The sequence below is a fragment of the Vibrio sp. G-C-1 genome, from assembly GCF_021728015.1.
Classification (GTDB): Bacteria; Pseudomonadota; Gammaproteobacteria; order Enterobacterales; family Vibrionaceae; genus Vibrio; species Vibrio splendidus.
In genome coordinates this window covers 662,890-678,316 of sequence record NZ_JAKKCR010000001.1, presented here as the reverse complement: position 1 = coordinate 678,316, position 15,427 = coordinate 662,890, and the positions used below count along the sequence as shown (strand labels likewise).

Annotated in this window: 26 protein-coding genes; 1 reads left to right on the top strand and 25 read right to left on the bottom strand. The window is 42.1% G+C overall.

What is annotated here, in order from left to right; genetic code table 11:
- The first annotated feature begins 197 nt into the window (after positions 1-197).
- The gene (locus tag L3V36_RS03090; RefSeq protein WP_004733856.1) at positions 198-530 is read left to right on the top strand and encodes a PBPRA1643 family SWIM/SEC-C metal-binding motif protein; all 333 of its coding nucleotides are present in this window, start codon (positions 198-200) and stop codon (positions 528-530) included.
- Between the two features lie 128 nt (positions 531-658).
- Here L3V36_RS03090 and L3V36_RS03085 read toward each other — a convergent pair whose 3' ends face one another.
- The 25 genes from L3V36_RS03085 to L3V36_RS02965 all read right to left on the bottom strand — a co-directional run bounded on the left by L3V36_RS03085 (position 659) and on the right by L3V36_RS02965 (position 15,412).
- Positions 659-901, bottom strand: coding sequence for a hypothetical protein (locus tag L3V36_RS03085; protein WP_029222243.1), 243 nt, complete (start codon positions 899-901; stop codon positions 659-661).
- A 132-nt stretch (positions 902-1,033) separates the two neighbouring features.
- Positions 1,034-1,549 carry an adenylate kinase gene (locus L3V36_RS03080; RefSeq protein WP_017090678.1) on the bottom strand — a complete coding sequence of 172 codons (516 nt, stop codon included), beginning with the start codon at positions 1,547-1,549 and terminating at the stop codon, positions 1,034-1,036.
- Positions 1,550-1,815: 266 nt separating this feature from the next.
- On the bottom strand, positions 1,816-2,274 hold the full coding sequence (locus L3V36_RS03075; protein WP_029406454.1) for a DUF302 domain-containing protein: 459 nt from the start codon (positions 2,272-2,274) through the stop codon (positions 1,816-1,818).
- A 151-nt stretch (positions 2,275-2,425) separates the two neighbouring features.
- Entirely contained in the window at positions 2,426-3,430 is a 1,005-nt protein-coding gene (locus L3V36_RS03070) for a S66 peptidase family protein (RefSeq protein WP_102447881.1), read from the bottom strand.
- 139 nt (positions 3,431-3,569) lie between these two features.
- A complete protein-coding gene (locus L3V36_RS03065; RefSeq protein WP_004733861.1) occupies positions 3,570-3,827 on the bottom strand; it encodes a hypothetical protein in 258 nt (85 codons plus the stop codon).
- Between the two features lie 198 nt (positions 3,828-4,025).
- Entirely contained in the window at positions 4,026-4,418 is a 393-nt protein-coding gene (locus L3V36_RS03060; protein ID WP_102447882.1) for a hypothetical protein, read from the bottom strand.
- A gap of 122 nt (positions 4,419-4,540) precedes the next feature.
- Positions 4,541-5,122, bottom strand: coding sequence for an HD domain-containing protein (locus tag L3V36_RS03055; RefSeq protein ID WP_102447883.1), 582 nt, complete (start codon positions 5,120-5,122; stop codon positions 4,541-4,543).
- 66 nt (positions 5,123-5,188) lie between these two features.
- A complete protein-coding gene (locus tag L3V36_RS03050; RefSeq protein ID WP_102447884.1) occupies positions 5,189-5,596 on the bottom strand; it encodes a GNAT family N-acetyltransferase in 408 nt (135 codons plus the stop codon).
- A gap of 85 nt (positions 5,597-5,681) precedes the next feature.
- Positions 5,682-6,104: a GNAT family N-acetyltransferase gene (locus L3V36_RS03045; RefSeq protein WP_102447885.1), complete on the bottom strand. Its 423-nt coding sequence runs from the start codon at positions 6,102-6,104 to the stop codon at positions 5,682-5,684.
- Positions 6,105-6,156: 52 nt separating this feature from the next.
- Entirely contained in the window at positions 6,157-6,573 is a 417-nt protein-coding gene (locus L3V36_RS03040; protein WP_009846821.1) for a VOC family protein, read from the bottom strand.
- A gap of 119 nt (positions 6,574-6,692) precedes the next feature.
- Positions 6,693-7,037, bottom strand: a complete 345-nt coding sequence (locus tag L3V36_RS03035) for a hydroxylase (RefSeq protein ID WP_102447886.1) — start codon at positions 7,035-7,037, stop codon at positions 6,693-6,695.
- An 88-nt stretch (positions 7,038-7,125) separates the two neighbouring features.
- Positions 7,126-7,596: a GNAT family N-acetyltransferase gene (locus L3V36_RS03030; protein ID WP_102447887.1), complete on the bottom strand. Its 471-nt coding sequence runs from the start codon at positions 7,594-7,596 to the stop codon at positions 7,126-7,128.
- A gap of 36 nt (positions 7,597-7,632) precedes the next feature.
- Positions 7,633-7,989: a hypothetical protein gene (locus L3V36_RS03025; protein WP_065675216.1), complete on the bottom strand. Its 357-nt coding sequence runs from the start codon at positions 7,987-7,989 to the stop codon at positions 7,633-7,635.
- Between the two features lie 89 nt (positions 7,990-8,078).
- A complete protein-coding gene (locus L3V36_RS03020) occupies positions 8,079-8,513 on the bottom strand; it encodes a GNAT family N-acetyltransferase (protein WP_017080552.1) in 435 nt (144 codons plus the stop codon).
- Between the two features lie 34 nt (positions 8,514-8,547).
- Positions 8,548-8,967, bottom strand: coding sequence for a GNAT family N-acetyltransferase (locus L3V36_RS03015; RefSeq protein ID WP_102447888.1), 420 nt, complete (start codon positions 8,965-8,967; stop codon positions 8,548-8,550).
- A 126-nt stretch (positions 8,968-9,093) separates the two neighbouring features.
- A complete protein-coding gene (locus tag L3V36_RS03010) occupies positions 9,094-10,014 on the bottom strand; it encodes an alpha/beta hydrolase (RefSeq protein ID WP_208774281.1) in 921 nt (306 codons plus the stop codon).
- Positions 10,015-10,236: 222 nt separating this feature from the next.
- A complete protein-coding gene (locus tag L3V36_RS03005) occupies positions 10,237-10,668 on the bottom strand; it encodes a DUF2000 domain-containing protein (RefSeq protein ID WP_102447890.1) in 432 nt (143 codons plus the stop codon).
- Between the two features lie 133 nt (positions 10,669-10,801).
- Positions 10,802-11,209, bottom strand: a complete 408-nt coding sequence (locus tag L3V36_RS03000; RefSeq protein ID WP_017083593.1) for a VOC family protein — start codon at positions 11,207-11,209, stop codon at positions 10,802-10,804.
- An 87-nt stretch (positions 11,210-11,296) separates the two neighbouring features.
- The gene (locus tag L3V36_RS02995) at positions 11,297-11,734 is read right to left on the bottom strand and encodes an NUDIX pyrophosphatase (RefSeq protein WP_004733877.1); all 438 of its coding nucleotides are present in this window, start codon (positions 11,732-11,734) and stop codon (positions 11,297-11,299) included.
- Positions 11,735-11,759: 25 nt separating this feature from the next.
- Complete coding sequence (locus L3V36_RS02990; RefSeq protein ID WP_102447891.1) at positions 11,760-12,176, bottom strand: NUDIX hydrolase; 417 nt, start codon at positions 12,174-12,176, stop codon at positions 11,760-11,762.
- Positions 12,177-12,274: 98 nt separating this feature from the next.
- Positions 12,275-12,532 carry a hypothetical protein gene (locus L3V36_RS02985; RefSeq protein WP_102447892.1) on the bottom strand — a complete coding sequence of 86 codons (258 nt, stop codon included), beginning with the start codon at positions 12,530-12,532 and terminating at the stop codon, positions 12,275-12,277.
- A gap of 197 nt (positions 12,533-12,729) precedes the next feature.
- A complete protein-coding gene (locus L3V36_RS02980; protein ID WP_017087128.1) occupies positions 12,730-13,083 on the bottom strand; it encodes a tRNA-binding protein in 354 nt (117 codons plus the stop codon).
- A 139-nt stretch (positions 13,084-13,222) separates the two neighbouring features.
- A complete protein-coding gene (locus L3V36_RS02975; protein WP_102447893.1) occupies positions 13,223-13,780 on the bottom strand; it encodes a nucleotidyltransferase family protein in 558 nt (185 codons plus the stop codon).
- Between the two features lie 38 nt (positions 13,781-13,818).
- Positions 13,819-14,664 (bottom strand): MBL fold metallo-hydrolase, encoded by an 846-nt coding sequence (locus L3V36_RS02970; RefSeq protein ID WP_102447894.1) that lies wholly within the window; start codon positions 14,662-14,664, stop codon positions 13,819-13,821.
- 127 nt (positions 14,665-14,791) lie between these two features.
- Complete coding sequence (locus tag L3V36_RS02965; protein ID WP_102447895.1) at positions 14,792-15,412, bottom strand: glutathione S-transferase N-terminal domain-containing protein; 621 nt, start codon at positions 15,410-15,412, stop codon at positions 14,792-14,794.
- Positions 15,413-15,427: the final 15 nt, after the last annotated feature.

Here is a 15,427-nt window from a genome sequence, read left to right as displayed (position 1 = left end):
GGGAAATCTTATTGTCTTGAGTTTCAAAATTAGTCTAATTAGAACAAAGCTATAAAACAAATAATTGCTGGCAAACAAAAACCAACAATCTTTACTCACATCACTGCTTTATCAATTGGAATATATGCGTATAATCCCCCGCTCTATAACGCTACCCAGCATAGGAATAGCGTCATCCCAAATTTTGTGAGTACCCAATGTCGAAACTATTTTTCAAAGGCCGTATCGAAACAAGACAGAACCACGTTCTTGCTGGCTACAATGTAAACCGCGATGTTAAAGTGGGTACTGAAGAGTCACCAGTTGCGGTAATGGTTCAAACTGAAGCTCGTAAAGCAGAAGTTGAAGCAATCGCGGCTGAGCATTCAATTTTTGTTACTGTATCTGTTGATGCAACTAAAGAAGAAAACACGCTTGAGTTCGACACGTTGTTAAACAAGCCAAAAACAATGACGTTCGAAAAGACACCTAACCGTAACGACCCATGTTCTTGCGGTAGCGGTAAGAAATACAAGAAGTGTTGTGCATAAGGCTTCTCACTCAAACTGCCAATAGCACGATGAGTTAAGTAATACCTAACGGGAAGATCATTGAGGTCTTCCCGTTTTTATTTGCCTAAGCCAAATTCACAAATTCACAAATTCACAAATTCACAAACTCAGTCTAGGTTGTCTGGTGTATTCAGATATGTTCCACATTGGGTACATTTGTAATCACCTGTCGCGCCCGAACCTGTTACACCAAAAGATAGAAGCTCCGATAAAATTCGTTGGAGTAAGCTCGGTTCTTTATCTTCAGCTTGTGGTGCCTTTTGCACTTGGCTACTGAACATCGTGTACCTATGCAGTGTAAGTTCCTTACAGTTACAGCAGAACGCTCTCGTCTTCTCACTTCCATACATAATATCTATAGCCTTAACTCAAAGCACAAATTAAACACATGGCAAATATGCCACATGTTGAATTAAATCTAAATATTTTCATGAAGTTATGAGCAAATTAAAGCGTTTCAAAGAAAGGTAAGCTCTCACCTGTTAAGTGACGTGTTGGCGGACAAAGTTATTCAATTCACTCACGCTTCTGATGATGTGAACCTCTTTCTCTTTTGCGCGTAATTCTAACCGTGCTCTAAAGTCGTCATTCCAAAATTTCGGGCACAGTTTTAGTGTCTTGTAACTTTGTATCGTGCCTTTTATCACTGAGCTTCCATCAGGCCAGCCTTCAGGTTTAACGAACAACCCTTTGAGCATTCGCTTGGTAACAAACCAGTAGCTAATTGGATAAGGAAGGTCGATATAAACCAAAGTATCTGCGGCTTCTAAACGTGTGTTGAATGAGCCTAGAGGGCCAAAACCATCGATGATCCAGCTTTCAGAATTGATTATGTTGTCGTGTGCTAGGTCGAACACTTCACGCTCAACAAACTCTCCGTTGGCCTTATAAACAATAGAGTCCAACTGGTGAAGCTCTATGCCTGTAGCTAGTGCTAACGCTTTGCTGATTGTGGACTTTCCACTCCCAGGCTTGCCAAAAACCGCGACCTTTTTCATATGACTTCCTTTATTCAGATAAAACCCATAAGACAGCGACAAAAAACCCACCTTACGGGTGGGTTCGATAAACAAAGCGCATCAAAAATCCCACCATTCCTATGGAATGATGATAATTCGTTGGTTAGATGACGCTAAATTCAGTTTCATAACACTACTTTTATATATTGTTGCTTAGTTGTCAATGCAGCCAAACGTTGATTGGGAAGCTATATCATCGTCAAGTCGCACCCATTAATGGTCTAAATGAGTGCTTATTGGCTCGGTTATTCAGCTTTCGCCACTGTCGCTTCTGAAAGCTTGCTTAGTACACCCGATATCTTCTTAACCACTTCGTCACAGCCATTGATTGCGTGACGCTCTACCAAGTAATTAGGATCGTTGTAAGATAGCCATACTTCTTTATTAGAATCCTCAGTGACTAATACCTTCTGCGGTAAATCTATCGCGACATCTTGAGCGCATTGCATTAATGGTGTCCCTACTTTTGGGTTACCAAAGATGATGACTTCCGTTGGTCTCAATTCAAGACCAACCTTACTCGCGTTTTTCTGATGGTCGATTCTCGCAAACAAGGTCAAACCTTTGCTTTTGGCGATTTCTTCAAAGCGGTCAGCGGTCTCTTTCACTGAGTAATTACTTTGGTATTTAATCAAACCATCAGAAGCCGCAGCTGAAAATGATGCCGAGAGTAAAATGGCGCATAGTGGTAGTAATTTTTTCATCGTCACCTCTGAGATTTAGCCTAATCAAACTTACATTCATAGCGCCACTTCTTAAATCAGTGACGTAACCCATGTCAGTATAGACGCGTTTCCATTCTCAGTTTGCAGAGAGGATCACTTTTCTAATGCGTCTTATTATCATCAGTTTAGGCTAATTCGACGCTAACCATTGGCTTTGAAGCTTGAATGTCTGGTCATCAAAATCGATGGTACCTTGCACACCTAGTGGAGTGACTAGCATAGGGTGAGTGTGGCAACTGTCGAAACCATACAGGATCGGGACATTTTTACCGTTCAGCACTTCAATAAGTACATCGAGTGGTGTTCGCCCTGTCCCTTTGTCATCAAACAGTTCATGTTTGCCAAGCACAAGCGCACCTACTTTATCGAATACTCCGCAAGCCAATAAGTGTGCGGATGAACGCTCGACCGCTTCAATGCCTTTTAGCGAATCTTCAATAAGCAGAATATCGCCAGACTGAATTTCTAGCATGTATTCGCTGCCCCAAATCCCGGCCATTGTACTCAAGTTGCCACCAATCACGCGACCGCTTACTTGACCTCTTCCCATGAAGTGCCATTCGTTATTGTAAACTGGCTTTGCCGAATCTTGAGTTTCCCAATCGTGTTTAATGTCCGTCCAACTCTCAGGCATCGTGTACTGGTGTTGGTGTGAATCCGAACATAAAATGTCAGTAAACGATTGGAAGGTTTCGTCGACTAATGGCGGGAACTCACCAAATGACGCAACAAGTGCCGGGCCATAGAAAGTCACCAATCCAGTTTTGGCGTAGATGCCTAACAGTAATGCGGTGGCATCTGAATAGCCGATAATAATCTTGGGGTCATTTCTTAAGGCGTCATAATCGATGTATGGCAACAGTGAGTTGCTGTTGTTACCACCAATGGTCGACATAATGCAGCGTACGTCAGGATCTCGAATGAGCTGATTGAGTTCTTCGGCTCGCGCTTGAATGGAACCAGAACGATACCCTTCTGACTCTCCAGTTAACGAACCTTCAACTAGAATGAAGCCCTGCTTTTCCAAATAACGTTTAGCACGAGCAAATCGATTAGGTGCAAAGACCGTTGCGGGCGATGACGGTGAGAAAAATCCGATTTTGTCACCGATATTTAAAGCTTTTGGGTATATCACTCGTTTGTCCTCCATAACAAAATAGGAATAATACGCCTGATTGAAACTCACTAATTATTAAAGCGAACGAGTTCTTTAAGCGAGTTGATTTCGGGACTAGAGCTCGAAAATTAGGGTTGAATCAAATTGTCATACTCTATTAATGCCACGACTTAGTCCCGCATTTTTCACACTGGTATTCGTAATCACTGTCGACATAAAAACCAGGAACATTATGATCACCTTTAAACAATAACGTCATCAGGTACTCCATCAACACGCCTAGCTTCCATTGTTTCTTTTCAGATTCAGCGTCCGCTTTAGATTGAGCATCGGAAGCATTAACAGCAAGGTGCGGGGTAAGTGCGTTGCACTGCTCACAGTGATAAGGGTGTTTAATATACTTATTATCAAGCATTTATATAAGCCAACTAACATTTATAAAGTTGATGCATACTAACAACTTATCACTCGATTCTCGAACTTATTGTTGTCCATTAGAGTTTTATTAGAAAGAAATGAGACACAAGATAATACCATGCGTCATGCATCTACTTTAATTGACGTTGCAGTGTTCAATAGCGAACAAAAAGAGTAACCGTGTATCGTTTGAAATTTAGTTAAGCGCTTTAATTAGAACCGTGTATTTCCACAGGTTTGCTTCATCTTCTCCAAGCTCGATACTTGCTTCTCCACCCTCTTTATCAAGAATAAAAACCGGCATCTCACTACTAGACTCACCATTTTCATAATCGCATGACATTTTGGCCTCTAATAGAATAGCGTTAGCTTCATGCTTAGAAAGAACACCCGAATAAATGCACTTTTCAGTTTGAGATGTGACTTCCTGTCCGAAAGAGTCGAACTTAAAGGTTGGGAAGTTGAGTTTTGATTCAGAATCCTCGACAGTGACCGACACTTGGTAATCGATCGCTTCAATATTGGTATTGGTTGCAAATGCACTACCAGAAACACTAAGCAGCAATAAAGCTAAAGCAGTGGTTTTCATGTTGTTCTTATTCCTTTAACAATGGGCTTGCTACGCTGAAGTAACACTATGAATTCCCGAGTTTAATTTAAACGTTGTTAGGTTGAAACTTCTTTGTCATTCCTTGGCAAGATAGTTAACTTTTACTTTAATAACCCTTTGTCCGCAGCACCTTCAAGTTGCACTTCTAGCTCTTTCCATAGAGCACGACTGCCTTTAGAAATACGCTCGCCATTGAAGGTCAGTACTTTGTTTTTGGATATGTTGTGCTTCTTCCAGCTGTGACCACCACCATGGATGTTATGAAGCAAAGGTGGCACTCTATCGATCGCCTTACCAAATCTAGCTTCCGGTGACTCACCCGCTTCGAACTCAAGCCATAACTCCAAATACTCGCTTCTTGAATGGCTCGGCAATGATTTCAGCAAACGCTCAACGCAGTTTCTCTCTTTGAGCTTGTTTTCTTCGGTTTCACTGGCATAAATGATGGTGTCTCCGGCATCGATTTCCCCAAGGTCATGTATCAGCAACATCTTCATCACTCGGGTAATATCGATTTCTTCATTGGCATAGTCTTTCAACATAAGTGCGCTCAAACAGACATGCCAACTGTGCTCGGCCGAGTTTTCATATCGGTCCAATCCAACCGGTTTTGTTTGTCGATGAACATCCTTTAATTGTTCAATTTCGACCATGAATTGCAGAATGCCTTTGATTTCTTCCACGATGAGCTTCCTTAACTTAAGTTGTGATTTAGCGGTGCGGAGGGTTAACCTCACGAAAGAGAAGCGTTACTCCCAATGAACCGACATTTTGTAATACGCAACACCCGATTTTTCAAATTCAGAGCCTTCTACAGCCATCCCAAACTTTTGATAAAAACCTAAAGCCGTTGTACGCGCATCGCACCAAAAATATTGGATGTTTAAATCTTTGAGGTTAGAGATTACATGCTCAATCACGTTTGAACCTATTCCCTGCCCTTGGAAATCAGGCAGCGTGGCAAACTTTCTCAGCCTCGCTTCATGGCCTTGGATATAGATAGACGCGACACAAACCAACTGCTCACCAACAAACGCGCCGTAATGCGTTGCTTGTTCGTCATCTGGCACCATACAAAACGGCATCGGTTTATCAGGCCAAAGCACTTGATGCCTAACCGGAAGTACCTCCGTCGCTGAAAGCTGTTTTATTTCCATATTCTCGGTTTAACTCCCGACTTGATGACCCTTGTTGTAATTGCAGCGCTTGTGATTGCCATGATTATTATTACTAAGCTTATTATTACCAAGCTTGGTACGTCATTAAGTGATAACGCTCTAATCCCTCTCCCTCTGTGGACGAGATAACAAAGCCTTGCGACTGATAAAAGCCAATCGCATTTTCATTGGCAGTCAAACACTTCAATATCAGACCAGAGTAATGTTGTTTGCAGGTATTGATTAAAGCAGAGCCGACTCCAGAACGTAGCGTTCGCGGGCAAACATAGAGGTGATGGATGAAACTCTCAGGTTCCCAAACAGAGGCAAAACCTAAAACCTTGTCGCCAGAAACAGCCACCCATATCTGCTCACCTTCTGTATCTAATTCGAAATCGGATAACTCAAAAGCGTCGGCATCAGCCCAATGAAAGGTGTCCTGTCTTGATTCTAGATAGAGCGCCTGTAAAGCGGTTAAATACTTGGGTTGATACCTTGTGACTTCCATGTCGCTCCTGCCAATCCGTATGACTAGAATTATGGTTGTGGGTTAAGCTTTTCTACCTGTTAGCCATAGGGTGTTCAGGGTTTAACTGAAGCAGATCCCACAAGTTACCGTAAAGATCTTCAAACACAGCAACGGTGCCGTAGCCTTGCTCTTTAGGCTCTCGGACAAAGTTGATGCCCAAAGACGTCATTCGTTCGTAATCACGCCAGAAATCATCGGTGTTTAAGAATAGGAATACGCGTCCACCAGCTTGGTTGCCGATGAAATCGTGTTGCTCTGGCTTAGAAGCTCTAGCAAGTAACAGGCTCACACCGGTTGAATTTGGTGGAGCAACAACAACCCAGCGTTTATCTTCTTCTGGTAGATACGTATCTTCGATGAGATCAAACTTAAGCTTGTTTACATAGAAATCAAGCGCTTCATCGTAGTCTTTTACCACGAGTGCAATGTGGACAATATTCTGTTTCATAACATACCTTGTTGGGGTTTTAGCTGCGTGGAATGATGCCATGAAGCAGGCAAAGACACTAGGTGTCTCATCATAAATCGTAGTATCTCGTCCTTCACAATCTAAAAGGTATACATCATTTATAATTGCCAGAATCCCAGTTCGACGCCACCTTGAATAACAATGGCGCACATGCCGTGACGTGGTAACTCCATTGGCGGCAACGCAACTTCGGCGCCTAATTTCTCGGCTGCATTTACTGCAGACTGAATATCCTCAACCAGCGTGTAATGACGAACAGTTGGTCCTTCAGTTTCACGAAGTGGTGCTCGAATGCCAATGACCCCACCATTAGATAGCTTTGCAGTGCGCGCCCCACCAAGGTTCACATCTGCACCACTGAACTTCACGTTGTAGAGCTGAGCGTATGTTGCACAAACAACATCGACTTCTGGGGTAACCACTTCAAGATATTGAACTTTCATCAAATTTCCTTTTCGTGTTCTTTAAGACTCTCAATCTGCATACAGCTGTGCAGGTATTTCTCATCAACAATTAGTCAGTTTCATATTACTAAGCAATTTGACCGCGCATGATAAATTGCGGGCCTGCTGCGCCACCTAGATACTGTTGATTGGTATCTTCGAAGCCGCCTTTCTTATAACAGTTGAATGCTGCGGGATTTTTGCAATTCACGGTTAAGTAAATCGACTCATACGCTGAGTAATTCGCTTTTAAATATGGAAACAAACCTTTGACCGTGCCAGCTCCTAAACCTTTACCTTGCTGGTTTTTATCAACAACAAAGGCTCTTAAGCCAATGCTTCCTTCAGGGCAGAATTCGTAGTGATCTGCGTAAGCGATATCCAGCTTAAAGAAACCCACAACTTCGTTATCAGACTTAATCACGTGCAAGTGCGTCGTTTCACTGCCGTCTAATAAAAACTCCGCAGCTGTACCAGCGAACTTAACCTGTTCATCGGCGAGTTGGATGGCCTGAACTGACGCCACATGGGGTTCTTCAAGCCTTTCGATAGTTATCATTGTTGTTCCTTCTGTATAACACGCATGAAAAACCGACTAAAGCTCATCGCTAGTGTCTCGAGAACCGTAGTTTGGGAAGTTGATATTAAGAACGTTATCGTCCTCAAGAGTGAATAGAACACTTCCATTCTCTACACCGGTTTCGTTCCTATCTGAACAACCTAGAAACAACTCCCAATCAAACGAATATTGAAGTCGGTATTGATTCGCATTGATGTGTAGAACGTCTTTGATTTTGATACCGTTCACCACATGTGCCATATCATCGATGTATGACAGGTCTGGGATTAACTTTTCTTCGAAATCACTCTTATGCTCGGTGAAGAAATTGAGCAGCTCAGAACATAACTCGGAGCCATGAACCGATGGTTTAGACAGACTAGAAAACAACATTTCTAAATACTCCAAGGATTGTTTTGATATTGGAAAGATGGGCGCGAATCTGTTACAAATTCAAGCTCAGCCAGCGCGAACCTTTAAGGCTAAACGTTACTATTATCCGAGCTATTAAACGAGTACATTCGAACTTCATCTCGAGGAAACCAGCCCAATTTTTCGTAAAACTGTTGAGCGTTGATGTTGTCGTTATAGACAAACAAGTGGGTCTTCGGGATGCCTAACCCTGCAAGGGCGTTGACCGCCTCTGCAACAAGCTTACAACCTAACTTTTGCCCTCTGAAGTTGGCCGAGACAGCTAAGTGTTGTAAATACCCACGACGTCCATCCGTTCCGACCAACACAGCACCAATGATCTCGTTGTTATTTTCAGCCACAAAACTCAGACCGGGGTTACGATCTAAATAGCTCCCAATACTTTCTTTCGAATCGGCATCGCGAATACTCATGCCTTCGGTCTGGCACCACAACGCGATCACTGAGTCGTAGTCTGAAATTGCCATTTCCCGAATGTTGACCACTCTACTCTCCTTGTATATACGGGGTCTTTATTTGCTACTTTTTGACGAGCGACTTGGTGAGAAACGATAGCGAGGAATCTACAGGGTAATTTTCTAACACCATCTGGCATTCATACCCTCGTTTCTCATAGAAAGGCTTAGCTTGGAAACTTAATGTATCGATCAGTGACGACGTACAGCCTTGAGACTTCGCATACTCTTCAATAAGTTCAAGCAACGCACTACCGACTTGCTTTCCTCTCATCGAATCATCGACCCAGAGAAACTTAATCAGTAACCAGTTTCCCCAAAGATCAGCGACAATACCACCAACTTTGTTGCCTTCCACCATCGCGTAGTACGCAACTTGAGACTTGGGTATCCCTTCCAGAAACGGTGTGTTGTGTTTGATTAACCCGCCTCGGACTTCATTAATGTCTTCATCGGAGGGCTCGATATCTAATTGGTATTCCATTGACTTCCTATCTATAGATTAACCGATTGTCTTATAATAATTGAGTCTTAAATAAGGTCTATCTGGCGCTAATTGAGATATACACAGCGCCCAGATTAACCCTAACTAATTGTACTATCTATAATTTTAATTTCGAGGCATCAATTTTTTGGAAATTAACTCAACACAATGCTTTGCGGATTGACTAACACCCGATAACTGAAAGAAACCATGGATTACACCCGAATAGCGCTGGCAACTAGCATCAACACCTTGCGACACCATTAACATATAGAGCTGTTCGCCTTCGTCACGTAATGGATCGAACTCGGCAGTGATGATGGTTGTCGTTGGCAGTCCGTTAAAATCACAGTTCAAAAGGTTGAGTTCAGGTTCATTGAATGAATTAGATTTATTATTTGTGTATAACTCGAAGCCGGAAAGCAACATGTTTGCCGTTATAATATAGTTTGTGCCATTTTCCACGTAACTGCGTGAACTTCCTTTAGGATCTAGCATCGGATAGATAAGAATTTGCTGGCTCGGTAACCAAGACTCATACTTTTTTAGTCTCAATGTTGTCGCCAACGCTAATTGCCCACCGGCACTATCACCAACAAACGCCATTTGTTCGATATTGCCACCATATTTGCGACCAAACTCCTTGATACCAAGTACAGCTTGATACACATCGTCGTGCGCCGCTGGATATGTATGCTCAGGTGCCAGTCTATATTTGATGCAAATAACAATTGAGTTAGATTGAAGGGCAATCTGTCTTAATTGAACATCATGTGTTTCAAAGCCACCGCTGATAAAGCAACCACCGTGGAAGTACACTGTGATAGGTAGATTCGATTCGGTCGTAGGCTTATAAACTTTTATCTGCACACCATTTAATGCATCTAAGAATTCGTGTTCTATTTTAGGACTCTTCCCTGCTAAAACGGTACTGCCAATATAGCCAGTACGTCGCTCTTCGATGGTTTGGAGTGATGGACAAGGTTTACCATTGGATTGGAAGTCTTCGACTAGATCTTTAATGCCTGGTTCTAAATGATTCGTCATTTTATGACTCAATGATTGAAAAATCGAGGGATGATATATCAAAAGAAAGGTATGTACATACATACAGTCTTAATTTGTGAGCTCAATTAAAACTCTTGTTCAGACTCTTAATAAGCCGAAAGCAATAACTACATAAATGCTTCAGACCAAAGCACCAAATCTAAGTTTGATCTCGAAGACTAAGCATTAATAGTGTTATTAATTTATAGGTAATACGGACATTTACTTATACAAGCTAAACTTCTTTGTAAACTCACGTAGGATTTCCGTGTCACCAAACAGGCATACACCAAGATACTCAAGATCTTCTTCTTTGATTTCTTTGGTTCGTTGCTGCTGTTCAGCAGAACCACCTTCGATCATTGAGCTCGTAAAATCGGTAAATTTAATACCGCGGCTAAAGGCTTCTTCACGCACTTTTCTAAGCTTATTTGAGTTGTCTGCTTTCAGCACGATGAAAGGATAGTGAGATAGGTTTGGGTGAACATTGCCATCCAAGTCTTCATAGTCAACGTAGTAAGTCTCGTCACCTTCTAATAGGTTAGATAGGCCAACGCTCAGGTGCCCTAGCACGTTCAATGTTCTTCCTAAATCCATCTTTTTGCTTAAAATCGCTATGAATCGTTTTTGGCTTTCGTCTGGTAAATGGGTCACTGCATATCCTCATTCATTCTTAATCGCACTATTTGTATAACGCATTATCGGGGCGTGAGCAATGCAACCTTAGTACTCAGTTAATAGTGCCGAGCAAAGACCAGTATTTGGTATCCAACCACAAGGTCATGACTTAATGAATATCTTGGCAGAACCTAAAGAGATAACCGTCAGGAGTTTGAACGATGAACTGCTTCTGAGTCGCGATCGAATCACCACATTGATAAGACTTCGACTCTAACGCTAAGTAAATAGAATCAGCGGCGCTTTCGTTAACTCTCTGATAAAGTGGTTCGATATCGATAACATCCCATTGGAAGTTAACACCACGCCCTAACGGAAACTCCAGATCACCTGAAAGCCATTTTCGACTTTTGCCCGCAATCCCTTCAAGCATCACATCAACACCATCGAGCGTTAGATAAGCAAACTCTTCATCTGGGCGATCGTATTTCACTTCAAACCCCAACACATCGACAAAGAAGGATTTGCTCACATTAATATCGAAACAATAAAGCTCTGGAACTACTCGTAATGTCATGATTTACCTATTCACTAAATAGCGAGAGATTAGTAAGAATCTAATCAGGATTTCCACTCTAATATAGAGTTAATTAATCTGTGTACTTTAGCTAGCTTTGTAAAGCCTTTCATTGATCTCCCAAAGCGCGTTTCTGTTCGAGTCATATGTTAGAAGTTCAATAGCTTCTTGGTAGTCACACCAACGATAATCTGTATGTTCATTTGATAATTGAGGATCTTCCGTCACTTTAACTGAGAAGGAATGCTCAGGAATGACGAATGGATGCTCAGTCCAATAATGATTCCCTGCATAAAAGACTTTTGGAAGCATGCACATTGAATCGAGCAACTGCCAATTACAACCGACTAGTTGAGTCTCTTCAGAGAGCTCTCGTTTTGCTGCTTCAAGTAATGATTCATTGTCTTCGCCACCACCCGATATTGCCTGCCAAACACCATTGTCCCTTCTGCGTGCGATTAAAAATCGAGATTTGTTATCGACTGTTTTGTAGGGAAAGACTAAAACTTGAAAAGGTGCTCTCATTGATGTGCCCTCCAATCATTCGCGTTTACTGCGCTAGCTTCCCAAGGATGACCGGATCGCTCAACAGATTCGTCAGAGGAAGAAACAATGGCTCAGGTAACTCATCTAGCTTAAACCATTTCCATTGCTTACATTTATCAGGTTCTGTCACCTGCGGTTCGCCGCTAGCGTCAGAAGCAACAACAAACAGCGTAATATAGTGCTTGTTCTCTTTCTCAAAAATATCATTGGTAAAAGTCAGCTTCTCAAATTCACTAACAACTAAGCCAGTCTCTTCGAGTGTTTCGCGTTTGGCACACTCTTCGATACTTTTACCCCACTCAAGGTGTCCGCCCGGCGTTGCCCACGTATGAGCCCCATGAGAACCAATTCGTTCTCCAAGTAGTACTCGTCCTTCACATAGAATAACCGCAGCTACACCTACTCTTACTTCCTGACTCACTTAAAACTCCTTAAGAAAGAAATCCAACCTTCAACGATAAGTACCATGTATAACGAATCAATCTCGATTAATTCACTGTTCTACTTCGACCAATATCTTTATGACTCTAGTATTTTGTTACCACGTACGATCTGATAAATAGCGATATTTTTCTCAGTCAAAAGCCTCACGAGATCTGGTACACATTGGATAGGCATCGCAAGTTCATACCCAAACTCCAAATGTGAAATAGACGTTGACGGTGACTGACCCACAAACAACTCAAGTATGCTGAGAGCCGTTCCTTCCCACTCTCCAACTTCAAAATAAACGTTATACATGTCTTCGCTATAGTCTCTCGGCGTGCCAGCTATCATCTCTTGTTCCCTGTATTGAGTTCCATCTATGATGTTCGCTTTAAGTTAAGATACGCGTTATACATGTCTTCGCTATAGTCTCTCGGCGTGCCAGCTATCATCTCTTGTTCCCTGTATTGAGTTCCATCTATGATGTTCGCTTTAAGTTAAGATACGCGTTATGCCGCCTTACATTATTGTTCACGTTTATGTGTACGTTACCCAGCTCGAGCACCATTAGGCATTTCGGTTTCAGGACAAGCTAAACACGGATTTAATTTGTCTTCATAACCAATATCAAACAACATCCCTTGAGACACTTCACCCGCCATCTTTCTTTCAGGCAAGTTCACAACAAACAAAGCTTGCTTGCCTTCGATTTCTTTCGGGTTTTCTCGCTCTTGTTTAATGCCAGCCAAGATTGATCGCTGATGATCGCCAAAGTCGACGGTGAGTTTCATCAGCTTATCTGATTTAGCGACTTCAGAAACCTTTACGATTAAGCCGACACGAATATCTAATTTTGCGAAATCATCAAACGTAATTTCATCTTTAATTGGAGCGTATTTCATAAACCAGACCTCGTTGTTTCCAAATCACATAACGTACAACTAAGTCACTAACAATGCTGAGACTAGATTCAAATTTAGCAATGACGTCAAACTGAATTAAATACCCAATGTTAAGAACGATCCCACAAAGCTTTATAGATCAATTCCAAGGAAGCACTTTTACTTGCTGCCATCGAACCTTATAGCCAGTGGTCATTTTGTTGTAATTTACTTCTGTCATTGCTCGCTTATTCGGCTTAATCAGCATATCAAAAGCGTCCTCTACACCGTATGGGGCAAACAACTTGATGCCGCCTGAATCATCCAAAGTAAACCCGATAGCAAATGCAGAGAGCCAAGACTCGATACCTTGTTCAACACGATCGTATGGTTGAATGAAGCAACCGAACTTCTTAGCGTAATGCTCATGAATGGTCGCTTGGTTCTTTACGTCCACGTCGACACAATGACTTAACCGCGAACGAATGCGGTTTTTGAACTCATCTTCGGTGAGAGCTGAGGTACTATTGAAATAGACAACATCGAAGTCTTTGACTTGTTCTAGAAGCGGTTTGTTTTCGATATCATTCCAGATGATTTGAGTGATAGCACCGCCTGCAATATAGAAGTTTGGCAAGCCCACCTCACGACATACGTTGGCTGTTTCGATTAGCTCAGGAACTTGTTGAATGAGGTTCTTTAGTTTTTGTTTATTCATCGTGACCTAACTAACATCCATCTAAGGTTTGACCAACGCTACACATGAATACGCCGACCTGTCGGCATTGCTTCCAGACGCTTGCCTAATACTTCTTTCAACAGGTCATAAGCTTTCTTGCCTGTACAGTGCCCTGTATACAGTTTATCAATGGGGTATTGAGACAACGTCAATCCAAGATCTCTAATGTCTTGCTTTGTGCCACCAAGACTATTGAACAATGGTAAGCCCACTAGATGGAAGCCCCCGACAACCGCTTTTATTCTCTCTCCTGGGAACAGAGTAACCGCTGTATCAACCATATTAAGAACGCCACTATGCGCACATCCCGTGAATATAACTAAACCATCTGGCTCTTTAATCACTAACAGTAATTCATGATCAAATGAGTCGCGCTCCCGTCGATTTTCCGACTGTGTATAAAGGTATTTATTACCCTTAGGTTGTTCGTGTTTCACGCTAATATCTGTGATAGCAAAGACATTTGGGGCGATCTCAGTCGTACGATTAACGAAGACTAACCGCTCGTTGCTGTTTTCTAGTAAGTCCGGATTGATCCCGACATCACTTTTGAAACCGAAAGCCCGGAAATGATAGCTTTTCTGTTCGCAATTTTTCAGAAACACTTTGGCTTTAGAGTTATGAGCAACAAAATCAGCGGTGCCATTACAATGATCATGATGCCTGTGTGATATGACAGCGAGGTCTACATCTTTGATATCAATACCCAGTAATGGTGCGTTTTGACCAAACGTATCGCCACTTCCCATATCGAACAAAATCTTTAGCGATTCAGTTTCAATATGCAGTGATAGTCCGCGCTCAACGGCTAAATCTTTCCTGTTATCCAGTCGAGAGTTATCAACCAGCGTCGTTATTTTCATAGTTCCCTTTTGATTCATTTACGGCAAATGCTGTTAAGGTCTGTCGGTCACATACAATGCCGAAACCCGACTAACTTAAACATTAAGCGTACACATTTTTGGAAATACCACATGCCACGATTCACATCTAAGTTGTTTGTGGTTCTGAAACTGCAACGCTTTCATTTAACCTTATATACATCAAGTGGTTGTCGTAGAAATTATTTCTCGCACAACCATGTTGTAACGCCTTTTTATAGATTGAAGCCACAAATATATCAGCAACGCTAAAGTCACTGCCTACTGCAAACTCTGATTCACGACAGATTGACGTACTTAACTTTTCTAGACAGCACATAATCCATTCCCCACGAAGCTCACGCTTTGAACGCTCATCTAGCTCTGGACGCATGAACCTTAATACTGTTCTGTTTTGAGGGGAATGAATACTAGAGTTTACGTATTCGCAAACTCTACGAATGTGCGTTTTTTCAACAAGGTCTTGACCAAATAAGTTGGGCTTAGGGAATCGCTCTTCAAGATACTCTACAATCGCCATTGATTCAGAAAACACCGAACCATCGACCGAGAGTGATGGAACATAACCAAAAGGATTTATATCTAGGTATGTTGTCGTTAGTTCATCAGAGTTAACCTCGATTCTATCGTAAGGTATCCGCTTGAAATTAAGCACCCACTCGACCCTTTCGGAACTGTTCGATCCTTGTGCGCTATACAATAAGACTTGCGTACATCCTCCCCAAAGCATGCCGATGCGTTAATT